14 protein-coding genes are annotated in these 16,682 nt (G+C 58.2%); 9 read left to right on the forward strand and 5 right to left on the reverse strand.

Annotation, left to right across the window (positions count from 1 at the left end):
* The first annotated feature begins 69 nt into the window (after positions 1 to 69).
* The 4 genes from FLP30_RS11655 to msrA all read left to right on the forward strand — a co-directional run bounded on the left by FLP30_RS11655 (position 70) and on the right by msrA (position 5,518).
* Complete coding sequence (locus tag FLP30_RS11655; RefSeq protein WP_149280375.1) at positions 70 to 1,488, forward strand: TolC family outer membrane protein; 1,419 nt, start codon at positions 70 to 72, stop codon at positions 1,486 to 1,488.
* A gap of 32 nt (positions 1,489 to 1,520) precedes the next feature.
* Positions 1,521 to 2,099 carry a DUF2497 domain-containing protein gene (locus FLP30_RS11660; protein ID WP_149279946.1) on the forward strand — a complete coding sequence of 193 codons (579 nt, stop codon included), beginning with the start codon at positions 1,521 to 1,523 and terminating at the stop codon, positions 2,097 to 2,099.
* 123 nt (positions 2,100 to 2,222) lie between these two features.
* Positions 2,223 to 4,916, forward strand: coding sequence for a valine--tRNA ligase (locus tag FLP30_RS11665; protein WP_149279947.1), 2,694 nt, complete (start codon positions 2,223 to 2,225; stop codon positions 4,914 to 4,916).
* Between the two features lie 71 nt (positions 4,917 to 4,987).
* Positions 4,988 to 5,518: a peptide-methionine (S)-S-oxide reductase MsrA gene (msrA, locus tag FLP30_RS11670; protein WP_149279948.1), complete on the forward strand. Its 531-nt coding sequence runs from the start codon at positions 4,988 to 4,990 to the stop codon at positions 5,516 to 5,518.
* A 10-nt stretch (positions 5,519 to 5,528) separates the two neighbouring features.
* Here msrA and FLP30_RS11675 read toward each other — a convergent pair whose 3' ends face one another.
* From FLP30_RS11675 to FLP30_RS11695, 5 genes are read right to left on the reverse strand one after another with little or no spacing between them, the layout of a single operon-like run.
* A complete protein-coding gene (locus FLP30_RS11675) occupies positions 5,529 to 6,887 on the reverse strand; it encodes an ABC transporter ATP-binding protein (protein ID WP_149279949.1) in 1,359 nt (452 codons plus the stop codon).
* Between the two features lie 15 nt (positions 6,888 to 6,902).
* Positions 6,903 to 8,651 carry an ABC transporter permease gene (locus FLP30_RS11680; RefSeq protein WP_149279950.1) on the reverse strand — a complete coding sequence of 583 codons (1,749 nt, stop codon included), beginning with the start codon at positions 8,649 to 8,651 and terminating at the stop codon, positions 6,903 to 6,905.
* Positions 8,648 to 9,127 carry a dUTP diphosphatase gene (dut, locus tag FLP30_RS11685; protein WP_149279951.1) on the reverse strand — a complete coding sequence of 160 codons (480 nt, stop codon included), beginning with the start codon at positions 9,125 to 9,127 and terminating at the stop codon, positions 8,648 to 8,650. The genes FLP30_RS11680 and dut overlap by 4 nt, the downstream gene beginning before the upstream one ends.
* On the reverse strand, positions 9,127 to 10,392 hold the full coding sequence (gene coaBC / locus FLP30_RS11690; RefSeq protein ID WP_149279952.1) for a bifunctional phosphopantothenoylcysteine decarboxylase/phosphopantothenate--cysteine ligase CoaBC: 1,266 nt from the start codon (positions 10,390 to 10,392) through the stop codon (positions 9,127 to 9,129). The genes dut and coaBC overlap by 1 nt, the downstream gene beginning before the upstream one ends.
* Positions 10,393 to 10,399: 7 nt before the next feature.
* On the reverse strand, positions 10,400 to 11,182 hold the full coding sequence (locus FLP30_RS11695) for a class I SAM-dependent methyltransferase (protein WP_149279953.1): 783 nt from the start codon (positions 11,180 to 11,182) through the stop codon (positions 10,400 to 10,402).
* Between the two features lie 29 nt (positions 11,183 to 11,211).
* On the opposite strand from FLP30_RS11695, the gene mutM reads away from it, so the two are divergent.
* The 5 genes from mutM to recF all read left to right on the forward strand — a co-directional run bounded on the left by mutM (position 11,212) and on the right by recF (position 16,645).
* The gene (gene mutM, locus FLP30_RS11700; protein WP_149279954.1) at positions 11,212 to 12,081 is read left to right on the forward strand and encodes a bifunctional DNA-formamidopyrimidine glycosylase/DNA-(apurinic or apyrimidinic site) lyase; all 870 of its coding nucleotides are present in this window, start codon (positions 11,212 to 11,214) and stop codon (positions 12,079 to 12,081) included.
* 99 nt (positions 12,082 to 12,180) lie between these two features.
* Positions 12,181 to 12,450 (forward strand): 30S ribosomal protein S20, encoded by a 270-nt coding sequence (gene rpsT, locus FLP30_RS11705; RefSeq protein ID WP_149279955.1) that lies wholly within the window; start codon positions 12,181 to 12,183, stop codon positions 12,448 to 12,450.
* Positions 12,451 to 12,797: 347 nt separating this feature from the next.
* Complete coding sequence (gene dnaA / locus FLP30_RS11710) at positions 12,798 to 14,240, forward strand: chromosomal replication initiator protein DnaA (RefSeq protein ID WP_149279956.1); 1,443 nt, start codon at positions 12,798 to 12,800, stop codon at positions 14,238 to 14,240.
* A 103-nt stretch (positions 14,241 to 14,343) separates the two neighbouring features.
* Positions 14,344 to 15,468, forward strand: a complete 1,125-nt coding sequence (gene dnaN / locus FLP30_RS11715; protein WP_149279957.1) for a DNA polymerase III subunit beta — start codon at positions 14,344 to 14,346, stop codon at positions 15,466 to 15,468.
* A 67-nt stretch (positions 15,469 to 15,535) separates the two neighbouring features.
* Positions 15,536 to 16,645, forward strand: a complete 1,110-nt coding sequence (gene recF / locus FLP30_RS11720) for a DNA replication/repair protein RecF (protein ID WP_149279958.1) — start codon at positions 15,536 to 15,538, stop codon at positions 16,643 to 16,645.
* Positions 16,646 to 16,682 lie beyond the last annotated feature (37 nt).

Genomic DNA, 16,682 nt, shown 5'->3' on the forward strand with positions numbered 1-16,682 from the left:
ATTTGCAGGAGATGTCATGCCATGATGGTTCCCTTCCCACGGCATGACAAAAGGCGGCAGGAACAGGCCATGCGCTATTTTTATGGGCCGGGGGTCAGCCTTGCTGTCCTTCTGTGCGGCTCCTCCGCCTGGGGGCAGAAATACGATGGTGGGGGCTCCCCCACCTTTGTGCCCCATACGTTGCAGGAGGCTCTGGCAACGGCCTACCTGACCAACCCCACCCTGCAACAGGCCCGTGCGACATTGCGCGCCACGGATGAGGACGTGCCAACCGCCCTTTCCGGGTGGAGACCCACAATAACGGGCACCACAAACCTGTCCTACTACAAGGGCGTCAACGACTATCAGGGCACCTTGTCACGACACTTCAGTACTCCGGGCTATGCCGCCGGGGTATCCGTCACCCAGCCGCTCTATACGGGTGGCAAAACCACGTCCGCCACGCACCAGGCCGTCAATCAGGTCATGGCGGCAAGAGCACACCTGATCTCGGTCGAGCAGCAGGTTTTCCTTCAGGTGGTGGATGCTTACGTCAATGTCATTACCGACGAGCAACTCCTCCAGCTCAACATCAACAACGAACGCGTTCTGGAGCAGCAACTCCGCGCGACCAGCGAGCGCTTTCATGTCGGCGAAATTACACGCACAGACGTAGCACAGGCAGAAGCCGCCTATGCCTCGGCCACCGCAACGCGACATCAGTCCGAAGGTACGCTGCAAACCGCACAAGCCACCTATATGCAGGTTGTGGGCATGGCTCCGCCCCCCAACCTTATTCCACCCCAACCACTGGCCTTGCCTGTCAAAAACGAGAAGGCTGCGGCCGCATTAGCCGTGCAGAACAACCCGGATGTAATCGAAGCCCTGTTTACCGAATCGGCCCGCAAGGATTCCGTCGGTGTTGCCATGGCCGCCATCATGCCCAAGGTTTCCGCCACAGTGGCGTATCAGCGCATGGTCAATCAGGCTCTGAACAGCCAGGTCAACGAAAACAAATACGCAGCCATTACCTTTGACGTGCCGGTTTATCAGGGTGGGGGAGAATACGCAGCCGTCCGGCAGGCCAAGCAGCAAATGCAGGTTGCCCACAGGGGGGTGGATGTGCAGCGCAGAGCCGCTGCGCAGGACGCCGTTTCGAACTGGCAGAATTTTGTCGCATATCAGGCGGCAATTGCCAGCAACCGGGCCGCCATAAAAGCAGGCACCATTGCCCTGGACGGGGTAGAGCGGCAGGCCATTGTCGGCACCAGTACAACGCTGGAGGTTCTGCAGCAGCAGGCCACGTTGCTGCAAGCGCAGGTAGCACTGGTGCAAAGCCTTGGCAGCATGGTCCTGTCTTCCTACAATGTGGCTGCGGCCATTGGCCGCCTGACTGCGGCGGATCTCAAACTTGCCGTGCCGCTTTATGATGACAAGGCATACTATAACGCGGTAAAGAACCGCTTGTGGGGGGTAAGCGACTACGCGCTTAACCAGCCCGGTCGGTAGTACTGAGCCAGAACTGGCAGGGGTGTTTGTTCATGATGTCGTCCCAGGAGCCTTCGGAAACGGCTGACAGGCAGGAAACGCAGGCGTCACCGCCCGCCGATGCCGATCAGCCGCATACTGATGCAACAGCCACTGCCACGCAGGATGATGACGACATTCTGCTCCTTTCCCCTGCCATGCGTGATGACAGCGCGCCCGTCGGTGATGACCACGCCTCCACCGCACAGCACGGGGGAGAACCGCTTGCACAACCCAGGCATGCCGATCATGATGGCGAAATACTGTCCGTGACCGATTTGAGACAGATTGATCTTAACAAAAAGGCTGAAAGCACAATGTCTGGCCCGCTGCCGATCCCGCTGAACGATGAAACGGTTTCCGATACCGCCAATTCCCTTTCTGTCCTCCAGAAGACACTGCAGGACAAATACCTGAGAGAGCATGAGGAGAGAAAAGTGGCCATCTCGCACGAAGGGTCCCTGACTGTTGAAGACATTGTGCGCCAGGAAGTGCGCGTGTTCCTCAAAAAATGGCTTGATGCCCACCTGGCAAGCATTGTCCAGGCGTCTGTCCGCAAGGAAGTTGAACGCCTGACGCAAAGCGGGCTGTAAGCCCCAGGTACACACCGCTCTGCCCGCCCGTCGGGCGGGCGGTGTTTTCGGTTACGATGGCTCTGCAAGGCGGTGGCAGCATATGTGCCTGCCGCCTTTTTTACGTGGTATGGTTGGAACAGGATGCTGAACAAGACTTTTGATCCCGCACAGACAGAACAACATCTGTACACGCTGTGGGAAAGCCAGCGGGCTTTCTCCGCACGGCCAGAAAGCGGGAAAAAACCGTTTACCATCATGATTCCGCCCCCCAACGTGACCGGCACCCTGCATATGGGCCACGCGTTGACCATGACCTTGCAGGACACGCTTGTCCGCTGGAAGCGCATGCAAGGCTTCGATACCCTATGGCAGCCCGGCACGGACCACGCAGGCATTGCCACACAGATGGTGGTAGAGCGCACGCTAGCGGCCGAAGGCAAAACACGCCAGGCCTTGGGTCGTGATGCCTTTGTAGAGCGCGTGTGGCAGTGGAAAGAGGAGTCCGGCGGTGGCATTACCCGCCAGCTCCGCAGGCTTGGCGCATCGCTGGACTGGCCGCGTGAACGCTTTACCATGGACGAAGGGCTTTCACGCGCAGTGCGTGAAGTGTTTGTCAGCCTGTACCGTGACGGTCTGATCTACCGTGACAGGCGACTGGTCAACTGGGACCCCGTGTTCCGCTCCGCCATTTCCGACCTGGAAGTGGAAAGCAAGGACGTCGCGGGTAACCTGTGGTATATTCGCTACCCTGTGGACGGTGCAGCCGACCTTTCCATTACCGTTGCCACAACACGCCCCGAAACCATGCTGGGTGATACGGCCGTAGCCGTTCATCCGGATGATGAACGCTATGCTGGGTTGATCGGCAAGTTTGTCCGCCTGCCTCTTACCGGGCGTCTGATCCCGATCGTCGCCGACACATATTCGGACCCTGAGAAAGGGACAGGCGCGGTCAAGATCACGCCTGCGCATGACTTCAACGACTTCGAGGTCGGCCGCCGCCACAACCTGCCCATGCTCTCTGTTCTGGATGATCAGGCATGCGTGATGCTTGATGAAATCTCGGACGAGCTTTGCGCGCAGGACGGTCTTTCCGACCCCGCCTTCGTGCAATCCCTCAGCGGTCTTTCGCGCGAGGCGGCCAGAAAAGCGATTGTCGCGCAGCTGGAAGAAACCGGCTGGCTGGAAAAAATTGAACCTCACCGCCACCAGGTCCCTCACGCGGAGCGGGGCGGGGCGGTTATTGAACCCCGACTGACCACGCAGTGGTACTGTGACGCTGGCAAGCTGGCCCCCGCAGCCATGGAGGCCGTTACATCGGGCCGCACCAACTTTGTGCCCAAGCAGTGGGAAAATACCTTTTTCGCCTGGATGCGCGATATCCAGCCCTGGTGCATTTCCCGCCAGCTTTGGTGGGGGCACCGCATCCCTGCCTGGTACGGCCCGGACGGCCATGTGTTTGTCGCTCATGATGAAGACGATGCTCTGGCACAGGCTGCACAGCACTACGGGCAGGCGACACCGCTGGACCGTGATGAGGACGTGCTGGACACGTGGTTCTCCTCCGCCTTGTGGCCTTTCTCCACTCTGGGCTGGCCCGACAAGACGGCTGAGCTGGACCGGTATTACCCGACCGATGTGCTGGTGACTGGCTTTGACATTATCTTCTTCTGGGTCGCCAGAATGATGATGATGGGCCAGCATTTCATGGGTGACGTGCCCTTCCGCCATGTTTTCATCCACGGGCTTGTACGGGACGAGCATGGGCAGAAAATGTCCAAGAGCAAAGGCAACGGCATTGACCCGCTGGAGCTGATCGAGGACTACGGTGCCGATGCCATGCGCTTTACCATCTGTGCGCTCACAGGCATTGGCCGCGATGTCAAACTCGGCCGCAAGCGCGTTGAAGACTACCGGGCCTTCATCACCAAACTATGGAACGCCGCTCGCTTTTGCGAAATGAACGGTGTTGCCCCACAGCCTGACTTTGACCCGACGACAGTCCAGTCTGCCCTCGGCCGCTGGATTTTGGCGGAAGTCGCCGCGACAACGGCAGAAGCCACAAAAGCGCTCGAAAACTACCGCTTCGATGAATACGCACTGACCTGCTACCGCTTTGTCTGGAACAAGTTCTGCGACTGGTTCCTGGAGTTTGCCAAGCCGGTCTTTACGTCTGACGATGCGGCACAGGCTGCGGAAATCCGCGCGGTTGCTGCCCACGTGCTGGGCACGATCCTGCGCCTGCTACAACCCGTTATCCCGTTTGTAACGGATACACTGTGGCAGGAGTTCGGGTTCGGCGCAGAAGGCAGCCTGATCAACGCCCCGTGGCCAGACCCCGTGGCACCAGAAAACGCACAAGACGCGTGTGACGAGTGCGAACAGATTATCCGTATCATTACGGCCATTCGTACCGTCCGCTCGGAAATGAACATTCCGCCGTCCAGAACAGCCCCGGTTCTTCTGCGTGATGCAAGCCCGCTCACTCAGGCCCGGATAGAGCGCTGGAGCGAGTCTGTTGCCCGCATGGCGCGTGTCTCTGAAATTGCGTCCCTGGCAGGGGATGTGCCGCGTGGTGCAGTCCAGATTATTGTGGACGAAACAACGCTCATCCTGCCTCTGGAAGGGCTGGTGGACCTCGACGCCGAGAAAAACCGCTTGCAGAAAGAGCTGGCAAAGGCCTCAGATGAGGTTGAAAAAACCGAAAAGAAGCTAGGCAACGAAAACTTTGTCAGCCGGGCCAAACCCGAGATCGTGCAGGAAATGCGTGATCGCCTTGAAAGCCAGCGCGGCGAATGTGAACGCCTGAAAGCGGCTCTGTCCCGCCTTCTTTAAAACCAGTATCTGGCTCCTGCTCTGCAAAGAGCTGGAGCCAGAACAACCCTGGCCTGTTGAGGAGCCTAATCATGGAAACCGCAGTTTTAGGGGGAGGGTGCTTCTGGTGCCTTGAAGCATTTTTTCAGGGTATCCGAGGTGTCCACAGCATCACACCCGGCTATGCTGGCGGCACAGTCGATAAGCCAACGTATGAGCAGGTGTGTTCCGGCACTACAGGCCATGCCGAGGTTATTCAACTGCAATGGGACCCGGCTCAGATCAGCTATACCGAGCTTTTGCTGATCTTTTTTACACTCCACGACCCCACGACGCTCAACAGGCAGGGCAACGATATTGGTACACAATATCGCTCTGTTATTTTTTACACGTCAGAGCAGCAGGAACAGACCGCACACACTGTCATATGCGACATTGAGCGTGACGGACTGTGGACAAACCCTGTTGTGACCAGTGTTGAGCCGTTAAGCACTTTCTGGCCTGCTGAGGCTGCCCATCACGCCTATTACGCACGTAATCCTATGGCCGGGTATTGTCAGGCTGTTATCTCACCCAAACTCGCCAAAGCCCGCGCAGTGTTTGGAAAATATTTCAACCCGTAAGGGTAGGGGACTATTCGACCTCTTCTTCCTCCAGGAAGAAGCGGTCGCCTTCCTCATCATAGTCAAACAGTTCGGCAAAACGGGCCCAGCCAATAATGGTCTGGAGTGTCTGGCGGGCATAATCCGCCGACATGGATGTTTCCAGTTCATCGCGGAAGCGCTCAGCCTTGACGCTATGACTGGAACGCTCATCCAGTGCCAGACAGATCATCTTGACCAAGGGCACCTGATGCAGCAGCGCATGGCTCATAATGGCCTTGCGCTCTTCCAGATCACTCAGAACAAAATGCACGCCCTCATTCAGCAGAAGGATGTCTCCATCCTCCAGTTCTGCCAGAGCCAGAAGTTCCAGAGATTCTCCCAAGGGGAAGAGATCATCCAGTTCCAGTTGCAGTTTTTCTGCAAGCACGGGTAGATCCGCCCGCCCATTGAGCGGCGGCGCCGCCAGAGCCTCCATCATCCCGATCATCATGGTGATCGAGACTGGAGCCAGGGCCCGGAACGCTGGAGCCATAGGTGCTACTGCCTGGGCAGCACCGTCGCCCAGATCAGCTTCAGAGACAATGGGCGCGCGCTGGGTCATGAGTGAATAGATGTGGTCAACCAGTGTCCTGAACTCCGCATCCACCCGGTTTCTGGGGTGAGAGAACGGAACGGTCAGAACATGGGCAATACGGCCAGGGTTGGAGGAGGCAATAATAATCCGGTCACACATGAGGACGGCTTCCTCAATATTATGCGTGACGATAAGCATGCTCTGAACCGGCAGTTTCTTTTCGGACCACAATTCAATCAGATCCGTACGCAAATTCTCGGCGGTCAGCACATCCAAAGCAGAAAACGGCTCATCCATCAGCAGCAGGGCAGGCTTGACGACCAGCGCCCGTGCCAACCCCACACGCTGCTGCATGCCGCCAGAAAGCTCTTTCGGCCAGGCGTTTTCATAACCACCCAACCCGATCAGGTTGATGGCATCCTGCACCAAGGTATCTCGCTCCTGCCTAGGCGTTCCTCTGGCATCCAGCCCAAGCGCAACATTGTCTTCCACCGTCATCCATGGAAACAGGGCGAAGGACTGGAAGACAACGGCAATGTCCTCAATCGGACCTGTCAGCGGTTGCCCTTTCCAAAGCATTTCCCCCGATGTCGGGCGCAACAACCCTGCCAGAATACGCAGCAATGTGGACTTGCCAGAGCCAGAACGGCCCAATAGGCCCACGATCTCTCCAGATCGCAGGGTCAGGTCCACACCATCAAGAACCTGCACATCCGCTGCACTGTCCTTGTGGTAAAATTGCCTGATTTGCCGGGCCTCGGCCAGCACTGTCCCATCCGTAATGGTCGGGTTGTCAGAAGACGAAAACACCATGGGTGGCTGGCCCCTTCAGTTCTGTTTCAGTCGTCGGGCGGCGTAATCCGACAGTGGACGCCAGAAGAGTGCATTCAGCACCATGACAAACACACACATAACTGCCGTGCCAAGACCAACAGCCGCAATATCGCCCCGCACAGTCGCCTGGGCGATATACGCACCAAGTCCGTACGCTGTCAGAGTGGTATTGCCCCATTCCGCCACCTCAGACGCAATGGCGGCATTCCAGGCCCCACCAGCCGCTGCAATGGCCCCTACAAGGTAGTACGGCATAATGCCGGGCAGCAGAACCTTACGCCACCAGAAGAGACCACGCACATTCAGGTTCCGGCAGACTTCAAGCAACTCGGTGGGGAAGGATGATGTCCCGGCGATGACATTGAACAGAATGTACCACTGCGCCCCGAGGATCATCAGCGGTGTCAGCCAGATGTCGGGAGTCAGATGGAAGTGTACAATCCCGACCACAAAAACCGGGAAGAACAGGTTTGCCGGAAACGCCGCACAATACTGAGCCGCCAACTGGGCTGCCCGCGCACGGGCAGGGTGCAGACCAAGCCACACCCCAAGAGGCACCCAGATCAACGATGCCAGCAACACCATGCTGAAAACGCGCAGCAGGGTGACGCCGCCCATCAGGAACACGCTCCCGATTTCGGGCAGGCTGTAGGTAACGTGCGCGTAGACCCAGACACGCCGGGCAGCCACAAGCCCCACACAGCCCACCACACACCACCACAACCAATCAGCGCGTTTACCTGCTTCAGCAGCAGGCTGGTCAGGCGTTGTGCCCACCCGTCCCAGAGGGAGCGACCCTACCCGGCGAGCCCCTTGGACAATCATGGCCCCAATAACGCTTAACAAGCGGGTCCGACGCACGAGGCGTAAAAACCAGGGTTCTGGCACATGGGCACCAGTGCCCGACCCTAAGCGAAAGCGGGTCGCCCACGCAGCCAGTGGCCGGAACAAAATCTGGTCATACACAAGAATGACCACCATCATGGCCACAATAGCGGCCAGAACGGCAGAAATACTCCGCTGGTTAATTGCCTCGCCAACGTAGGACCCAATGCCTGGCAGTACGATCTCTGTATTACCGACCGTAATGCTCTCTGAATAAACGACCATGAACCAGCCGCCAGCCATGGACATCATCGCATTCCACACAAGCGATGGAATGGCGCAGGGCACATCCAGCCGCCAGAACTTCTGCCATGATGTCAGACCGAAACAGCGGGCTGTTTCCTCAAGCTCAGAGGGCACCGAACGCAGGCTGTGGTACATGCCCAATGTCATGTTCCACGCCTGGCTGGTAAAAATCGTAAAAATCGCAGCCAATTCTCCCCCAAGCACGCGCCCGGGGAACAGCCCTTGGAAAAAGGTGACTGTAAATGTCAGAAACCCGAGGATCGGCACGGACTGGAGAACGTCAAGCAACGGCACAAGAATTTGCCGCGCACGCCTGCTACGGGCCGCAAGTGTTGCATAGACAAATGTAAAAACCAGAGAGACTGCCAATGCAGCAAACATACGCAGCGTCGTGCGCAGCGCATATCCGGGCAGATAATCCAGTTCCAGATGCACAGGGGTTGCCGTGACAGATGCCAGCGGCCCCCAGATGTGGCGTGCAGCACTACCAACAGCAATCGCCAACGCTGCTACACAGACCAGCAGCAGCAGGTCCAGAGCATTCACGTAGCGTAAGGTCGGCGAGGAAAAAAATTCGGATTGTGAAGAAAAAGCCCTTTTAGGGTATTTCATGACATTCCCGTTCCCGTGCTGCCAAAGCCTCCTGTTCCCCGCTCGGTCTGGTCGAGTTCATCACACTCCTCCCACACCACCTTGAAAACAGGCGCAACCACAGCCTGGGCGATCCGCATGCCGCGTTCAATCACAAACTTCTCTTGACCCGCATTCATAACAATCACGCCAAGCTCGCCCCGATAGTCCTCATCAATGGTCCCTGGGGCATTGGGCAGGATAATGCCATGCTTGAGGGCAAGCCCGGAGCGCGGGCGTATCTGAAGCTCATATCCTGCTGACAGGGCAATCCGCAGGCCGGTTGGTACCAGCACACGGCACCCTGGCTCCAGCACCAGTGTCTCTTCTACAGCGGCCAGCAGGTCCATACCGGCAGCGCCTGCTGTGGCATAGGAGGGCAGGGGAAGCCCCTCGGCACGCGGCAGGCGCTGCACCTGCACAACTGTCGTACGAGGTTTTGTATCGGCATTAGGCATCAGGAGCTTCCATCCTCGGAATCATATCGTTCTTCAACACCACCGGCACGCCAATCCACCACACGTTGGACCAGACGACGGGCCACCTCGTCCTTGCCCATCAGGGGCCATTCTTCCGTGCCATTACGGCTGAGCAGAAACACCTTATTATCGGCGCCCCCCATTACCCCCGTACCGGGGCTGACATCATTGGCAACAAGCCAGTCACAGCCCTTACGGTGGAACTTGTCCCGAGCATGGGTCAGCACGGTCTGTGTTTCCGCTGCAAACCCGATAACAAGCTTGGGGCGCAAGGCTGTAGGGGCCGAAAGTTCCGCCAAAATATCCGGGTTAGGGACGAGCATTAAAGGTGGAGGGCTATCATTCGGTCCGGTTTTTTTGATCTTTTGCGTCACCTGGGTCTCTGGCCGCCAGTCCGCCACGGCTGCGGCGCATACTGCAACATCGCAGGGCAGGGCTGCCAAAACGGCCTCATGCATCTGCTGGGCCGTCTCACACCCGACAACTGTCACCCCAGCCGGAGCGGGAAGAGACACGGGTCCGCTGACAAGCGTAACGGCAGCTCCCATATCGGCAAAAGAATCTGCAATCGCATAGCCCTGCTTGCCGGATGAGCGATTGGCCAGATAACGCACCGGATCCAGCGGCTCATGTGTTGGACCGGCTGTGATCAGAACCTTGATACCTGCCAATGGACCGTCCTGCTGGCTCCGGGCACGAAAAAACGCCTGCACGGCACCACATACATCTGTGGGTTCGGGCAGGCGGCCTGGACCAAATTCACCGCAGGCCATGGGGCCACATGCGGGCGGCAAAATCATCACCCCTCTGGCCGCAAGCGTGTCCATATTCTGCCGTGTTGCCATGTGCTCCCACATGCGGACATTCATGGCAGGCGCAACCATAACCGGGGCACTCGTCGCCAGCAGGATTGCACTGGCCAGATCCTCCGCCAGCCCATGCGCCATGCGCGCCAGAAGGTTGGCGGAGGCTGGGCAGACCAGCACCAGATCTGCCCAGCGGGACAGGGCGATGTGCCCCATCTCGTGCTCTTCCGTGAGTGAGAAAAGATCCGTTGCAACCGGCGCGACTGTCAGAGCCTGCAACGTAAACGGGGTCACAAACCTGGCCCCGCCCTGGGTCAGCACGCAGCGTACCTTCATACCCGCAGTCTGAAGCTGCCGGACAACTTCCGGTGCCTTGTAAGCAGCGATACTGCCACTGACAATGAGCAGCACCGTGCGGGAAGAAGAATACGCCACCATAGCCGCCTTAGAGGCGCCAGCCGGAGTGAATGGCCGCAATGCCCCCAGACAGAGACTGGTATTTGACATGAGAAAGCCCGGCCTGCCGGAACATGTCGGCTAGAGTTTCCTGGTCCGGGAACATACGGATGCTTTCGGCCAGATACTGATAGCTTTCCCGGTCCTTGGCGATCAGGCCGCCCATGGTCGGCAGCACCTTGAAGGACCAGGTATCATAAATCGGTGCCAGTGCTGCCACCTGCACCTTGGAGAACTCAAGGCACAGAAAACGCCCACCCGGCCGAAGCACCCGCCGTGCCTCCCGAATGACAGCCAGTTTGTCAGTGCAGTTCCGCAGGCCAAAAGCGATGGACACACGGTCCACCGACATATCCCGCAGGGGAATTGCCTCCGCGTCCACAACGCAAAAGGACAAATCAGACACAAGCCCCTGATTGATGGCCCTATCGCGGCCAACACTCAGCATGCTGGCGTTGATGTCGGTCATAATCGTAGGGCCACCACCGCCCTTGAGCCAACCGAAAGTAATATCCCCCGTACCACCGGCGAGGTCCAGCAGGCTAAGGCCAGGCTGCGGCCCCAGTTCGGTCACGAAGATCCGCTTCCAGACACGGTGAATACCAAGGGACATGACATCATTCATCACGTCATACTTGGAGGCCACGCTGTCAAACACAGCACGGACGAGATTTTTCTTGTCTTCCTTCGGCACGGAACGGAAGCCAAAATCAGTTTCGTCCGCAGGGTTCACGGATGAAACGGGCGAGGGCGCAAAGCTGTTGTCGGTCATGGGTTTCCCCTATACCCTGCTTTGCAGCCATGCCGGAACTCCCTGAAGTAGAAACCGTGATGCAAGGCATGCGCAATGCCCTGCAAAACCACACCATCACGCATGTCATTGTCCGCAGACATGACCTGCGATGGCAGATTCCCGCCGATTTTTCCCAACAGGTCAGTGGCCGCCGGGTGGAAGGCTTTCGCCGCAGGGGAAAGTACATTCTCATCCAACTGTCCGATGGGCTGTCCATTCTGCTGCATCTGGGCATGTCGGGGCGGATCGTTCTCGATTCTCCGGTGACACATCATCCTCATGAGCATGTCCTCTTTGTCATGGACGATGGGCGACGCCACGGTTACGTGGACCCCCGCCGTTTTGGCATGCTGTCTCTGCTCCCCACTGAGAGCGAGGAGAGCAGTCCATTCCTGGCCAGCATGGGCCCAGAACCTCTTTCTTCCGCCTTTACGCAACATACCCTGCTGGCAGCCTGCAACGGTCGCCGATCCCCCATCAAGACCACACTTCTGGACCAGAAAGTGGTCGCCGGGCTGGGCAACATCTATGTCTCCGAGGCCTTGTACCGGGCAGGCATTGACCCCCGGCAGCCAGCCTCCGACATCACCACACCGCAAAGCAAAGCGCTGGTCCGGTCTATCCATGCCGTGCTGGAAGAAGCCATTGCAGCCGGGGGCTCCAGCCTGCGTGATTATGTGCAACCTGAAGGGGAGTTGGGGTATTTCCAGCACGCATGGCAGGTCTACGGTCGCAAGGGGCAACCCTGCCCAAAATGCCCCGGCCCGCCCGACTGTGATGGTGTCGAACAGATAACCCAGGCCGGACGCTCAACTTTTTTCTGCCCGAAATGGCAGAAAAAGCGACGAAAAAGCCCCCATTCTCCCGAACATGCTTGACGGGATATGCGTGCCTGCATTACAGCACCGCTTACTCTTTTGGGGTTGTGATTCATCAACCTCATCTTTTTATCCTAGTGCTGGACAGAACAAAAACCCATGGCGAATATCGCTTCGGCGCGTAAGCGCATCCGGCAGACCGCGAAGCGGACTGCCCGTAACACGGCCCGTAAATCCCGCATGCGTACCTTCATCAAGAAGGTCGAGACTGCCATTGCTGCTGGCGACCACGACGGCGCCCGTGAAGCCCTGCGCGTTGCGCAGCCGGAAATCCAGCGTGCAGCCACCAAGGGCGTTGTGCACCACAACACCGTGGCCCGTAAGATTTCCCGCCTGTCCGCCCGCATCAAGGCGCTGGCTGCAGCCTGATTACGGCGCGGGGTTATCCCTTACCGGGTAACCTCACGACATGCCCAAAGCAAAGCCGGATCATCTTGCGATGATTCGGCTTTGCTTTTTCTGCCAGACCAACACCAGCGTCACGCATTGGAGCTGAGGCAATTTTCCCATTGCCCCGCAGGCGTCCGCTCCTCTACTCTGGCAAGAGTGACTCTTTCCAAGCCCCCTGTTGGCCTGCTCGCAATATGCAGACCCAAGGACAGGAAAGAACCCCCACTCACCATTCCCAGTTGCGTACCATGTTGCATGGACCAATTGACTGATTTTCTTAGATTTGCGCGCATGCCATGTGCCAGTTTGACCGCTCGGGAGCAAAAATGACAATCGGGGTGGACGATGACGAAAGCGCCTTTTCCGGGCTGGAAAACGACAGGGAGCTTGAGAAATCGTGGCTGCGGATCTGTGCCCGCCTGAAGGACGAGGTGGGTGAGGTTGAATACCGCACATGGCTGACCAAAATAGCGCTCGGCCCCATTGATGGGGATGAAATTACCCTGCTGCTGCCCACCCGCTTCCTGCGTGACTGGGTGCGTAGCCAGTACGGCGACAGGCTGAGCGAACTCTGGCACCAGGAAAACCAGACCCTACGGCGTGTTGAACTCCAGGTTGCCCGCCCCGGCGACCCGGCCCCCGTGCCTTTGCGCGAGGATGGGCCCGCACGTGCCGCAGCCACACCCTTTCAGGACGATACGCCTCCCCCCCGGCCAACGCCGTCCATACCAGACAGCCGGAGCGATCTGGTCACTGCGCTGGATACCCGCTTTACCTTCGACACCTTCGTCGTGGGTAAACCTAATGAATTCGCCTACGCCTGCGCCCGCCGCGTGGCTGAAAAGCCATCCAGCGCAGGCTTTAACCCGCTGTTTCTTTATGGTGGGGTCGGGCTGGGTAAAACGCATCTGATGCATGCCATCGGTGCCGAACTGATCAAAACGGGGCAGGTCTCTGTCGCCTATATGTCGGCCGAGAAGTTCATGTACCGCTTCATCGCGGCCATTCGGTCCCAGTCCACCATCGAGTTCAAGGAGCAACTGCGCTCCGTCGATGTGCTGATGATTGATGACCTCCAGTTCCTGATCGGCAAAGACAACACGCAGGAAGAGTTCTTCCACACATTCAATGCGCTGGTGGACGCGGGTCGCCAGATCATTGTATCGGCCGACAAATCCCCATCGGACCTGTCAGGGCTGGAAGATCGCCTACGGACCAGGCTTGGCTGCGGTATGGTGGCAGACATCCATGCCACCACGTTTGAACTGCGCATTTCCATCCTTGAAGCCAAGGCCCAGGCCTCGGGCGTTGTCGTGCCGACAAAGGTGATGGAATTTCTAGCGCATAAGATCACCTCAAACGTCCGAGAACTGGAAGGCGCGCTGAACCGCCTGATCGCCCATGCCAACCTCTTTGGCCGCCCGGTCACGCTGGAAGCCACGCAGGAAGTCCTGCACGACATCCTGAAGGCTCACGATAGACGCGTCACCATTGAGGAAATCCAGAAAAAAGTGGCAGAGCACTGGAATATCCGCCTGACGGATATGTCCTCCGCCCGCCGGGCCCGCAATGTTGCGCGACCACGGCAGGTTGCCATGTATCTTGCCAAGCAGCTGACCAGCCGTTCACTTCCTGAAATTGGCCGCAAGTTCGGCAACCGCGACCATACCACCGTCATGCATGCTGTCAGTCGTGTCAGTGAGCTGATGGAGCGCGATGCCGCTTTTGCGGAAGATGTGGAACTGCTGCGCCGCATGCTGGAAAGCTGACCCGCGTGCAGGATTGACGGATAAGCGTCACCTGTTACTTTTGACATTAGAGAAGACCAGGCCACCCAACTGGCATGGCCTGCGTGCAGGGAATGAGGATTAAATGAAGTTTTCGGCCGAGCGTGCGACGTTGCTCAAGGCGTTGGCTCATATCCAGAGTGTCGCAGAAAAGCGCAATACCATCCCCATTCTCGCCAATGTGCTTATTCAGGCCAATGGCCAGCAGCTCAGCCTTAAAGCCACGGATATGGAAATTGAGGTGGTGGAGCAGGTGCCCGCCACCATCATGCGTGAAGGCTCCAGCACAGCCCCGGCAGCAGTGCTGTATGAAATCGTGCGCAAGCTACCCGATGGTGTTGCTGTGGAGCTGGATCAGGCCGATAGCGACGGCCCCCTCCACCTGCGGGCTGGCCGCTACACCACACGGCTGAACGTGCTGCCGGTTGACGACTTTCCGTCCATGGGCACAGGGGAATTCCCTCATACGTTCCAGGTTCAGTCCTCCGTACTGCGTGCCCTCATTGACAGGACCCGCTTTGCTATTTCCACCGAAGAAACACGCTACTACCTGAACGGCATCTACCTGCACGTTACAGACGTAGACGGTGAAGCCAAGCTGCGTGCTGTTGCCACCGATGGCCACAGACTGGCCCGGATGGAAACGGACATGCCCGAAGGGGCTGCCCAGATGCCCGGCGTTATTATTCCGCGCAAAACCATCAACGAACTGCGCAAGCTGGTTGATGAGGCTCCGGAAGAAGTGGCCGTGGCCCTGTCTGAAACCCGTATCCAGTTTACCGCAGGCCCCATTACCCTGACATCCAAACTGATTGACGGGACTTTCCCTGAGTATGAACGCGTTATCCCGCGTGGCAACACACGGGTGCTACGGGTTGGCAAAAAAGAGTTTTCCAACGCCGTCGCCCGCGTTGCCGCCATCAGTCAGGAACGCTCACGCCCGGTCAAACTGGCTCTTGAGCCCGGCCTGCTGACACTGTCCGCCAGCAGTGCTGAGCAGGGTGTTGCGAAAGAAGAGCTGGATGACAGCACGGTATCTTATGATTCCGAAGCGCTGGAAATCGGCTTTCAGGCTCGTTACCTGAACGACATTACCGATCAGGTTGAGAACGAAGCCGAGTTTATTTTTGCTGACAGCGCATCCCCCACCATTGTGCGTGATGTCAGCACCCCCTCAGCACTCTATGTGCTGATGCCCATGCGCGTGTGAGGAAAAAAATCCTCACTCTGACAGGCTTTCCCCTATGGGGCAGCATTAACGCTGCACCCTAGGGGCTATGTCACGCTTGCTAAAGCTGAGTCTGTCGCGGTTTCGCAACTACACTCAGCTCTCATGGAAACCGGATGCTCCGTTACTGGTCCTAACCGGTGAAAACGGATGCGGCAAAACCAACCTGCTGGAAGCCGTTTCCCTGCTGGCCCCTGGTCGCGGCCTGCGGGCTGCGCCGCTGCCGCAGCTTGGACAGTCCGGCAGTCTGGAATGGGCCGTTTCCGCCCGGATAGAAAGCCTTGATGAGCAACTGGAAATAGGCACCGGCACCCAACAGGACGGGCAGGGGACGCGCCGAGTTTCCTTGTGCAATGGCAAGCGCCTTCGTGGGCAGTCCGCCTGGAGCCAGGCTCTGTCAGCGGTCTGGATAACCCCCCAAATGGACCGCCTTTTCAGTGATGGCGCAGCAGGCCGACGCCGCTTTCTCGACCGGCTTGTCATGGCGGTTTCCCCCCAGCATACGTCGGAACTGGCTGCGTATGACAAAGCCATGACCCAGCGCAACCGGCTACTTCAGACCCGTTTTTCCGAACGAACATGGATCGAAGGGTTGGAACACTCCATGGCCCGCCATGCCGTGGCCGTGGCTGCTGCCCGCAACGAAACCGTAGATCACCTCAACAGCCATACCCGCCATGCGCTGGATGCTTTTTCCGCCATGCGGCTGGATATAGACTGCGCTATTGGCAACCGCCTGCATACAACGCCAGCCCTAGCTGTGGAGGACTGGCTGCGTGAGCAGTTACAAGCACTTCGCCCACAGGACAGGCAAAAAGGCCGCGCCAGTCTGGGCATCCATCGCGCCGATTGCACCCTGACAGACCTGCGCTCCGGCAATCCGGCCTCCATGGCCAGCACCGGGCAGCAGAAAGCCCTGCTGGTCGGGCTTGTGCTGGCTCATGCCAGGGTTGTCACAGCGTATCGGGGGGCACCACCGGTGCTGCTGCTTGACGAACCCCTGGTTCATCTGGACGCAACCCGCAGGGCATCCCTCCTTCAAAGCCTGCAAGCCTTTGACAGCACTGTCATGCTGACAGGCACTGACTCAGCTCCTTTTGCTCCTCTTGCTGGCGTGGCCAAGTTCATTAGCGTGCGGCAAGGCGCTTTTATGCCCTGAGGAGTGTAAATAAGAGAGCCTGCGCGCTGGTCGCACT

Origin of the sequence: Acetobacter vaccinii, assembly GCF_008365315.1 — a bacterium.
GTDB classification, from domain to species: Bacteria; Pseudomonadota; Alphaproteobacteria; order Acetobacterales; family Acetobacteraceae; genus Acetobacter; species Acetobacter vaccinii.

Excerpts from the sequence above, each read along its gene's own strand:
- FLP30_RS11660 (WP_149279946.1), top strand. The coding sequence starts at position 1,521 with ATGATGTCGTCCCAGGAGCCTTCGGAAACGGCTGACAGGCAGGAAACG.
- dnaA (WP_149279956.1), top strand. The coding sequence starts at position 12,798 with ATGACAATCGGGGTGGACGATGACGAAAGCGCCTTTTCCGGGCTGGAA.
- FLP30_RS11695 (WP_149279953.1), bottom strand. The coding sequence starts at position 11,182 with ATGACCGACAACAGCTTTGCGCCCTCGCCCGTTTCATCCGTGAACCCT.
- coaBC (WP_149279952.1), bottom strand. The coding sequence starts at position 10,392 with ATGGTGGCGTATTCTTCTTCCCGCACGGTGCTGCTCATTGTCAGTGGC.
- rpsT (WP_149279955.1), top strand. The coding sequence starts at position 12,181 with ATGGCGAATATCGCTTCGGCGCGTAAGCGCATCCGGCAGACCGCGAAG.
- FLP30_RS11675 (WP_149279949.1), bottom strand. The coding sequence starts at position 6,887 with ATGGTGTTTTCGTCTTCTGACAACCCGACCATTACGGATGGGACAGTG.
- dut (WP_149279951.1), bottom strand. The coding sequence starts at position 9,127 with ATGCCTAATGCCGATACAAAACCTCGTACGACAGTTGTGCAGGTGCAG.
- FLP30_RS11665 (WP_149279947.1), top strand. The coding sequence starts at position 2,223 with ATGCTGAACAAGACTTTTGATCCCGCACAGACAGAACAACATCTGTAC.
- FLP30_RS11655 (WP_149280375.1), top strand. The coding sequence starts at position 70 with ATGCGCTATTTTTATGGGCCGGGGGTCAGCCTTGCTGTCCTTCTGTGC.
- msrA (WP_149279948.1), top strand. The coding sequence starts at position 4,988 with ATGGAAACCGCAGTTTTAGGGGGAGGGTGCTTCTGGTGCCTTGAAGCA.
- dnaN (WP_149279957.1), top strand. The coding sequence starts at position 14,344 with ATGAAGTTTTCGGCCGAGCGTGCGACGTTGCTCAAGGCGTTGGCTCAT.
- recF (WP_149279958.1), top strand. The coding sequence starts at position 15,536 with ATGTCACGCTTGCTAAAGCTGAGTCTGTCGCGGTTTCGCAACTACACT.
- FLP30_RS11680 (WP_149279950.1), bottom strand. The coding sequence starts at position 8,651 with ATGAAATACCCTAAAAGGGCTTTTTCTTCACAATCCGAATTTTTTTCC.
- mutM (WP_149279954.1), top strand. The coding sequence starts at position 11,212 with ATGCCGGAACTCCCTGAAGTAGAAACCGTGATGCAAGGCATGCGCAAT.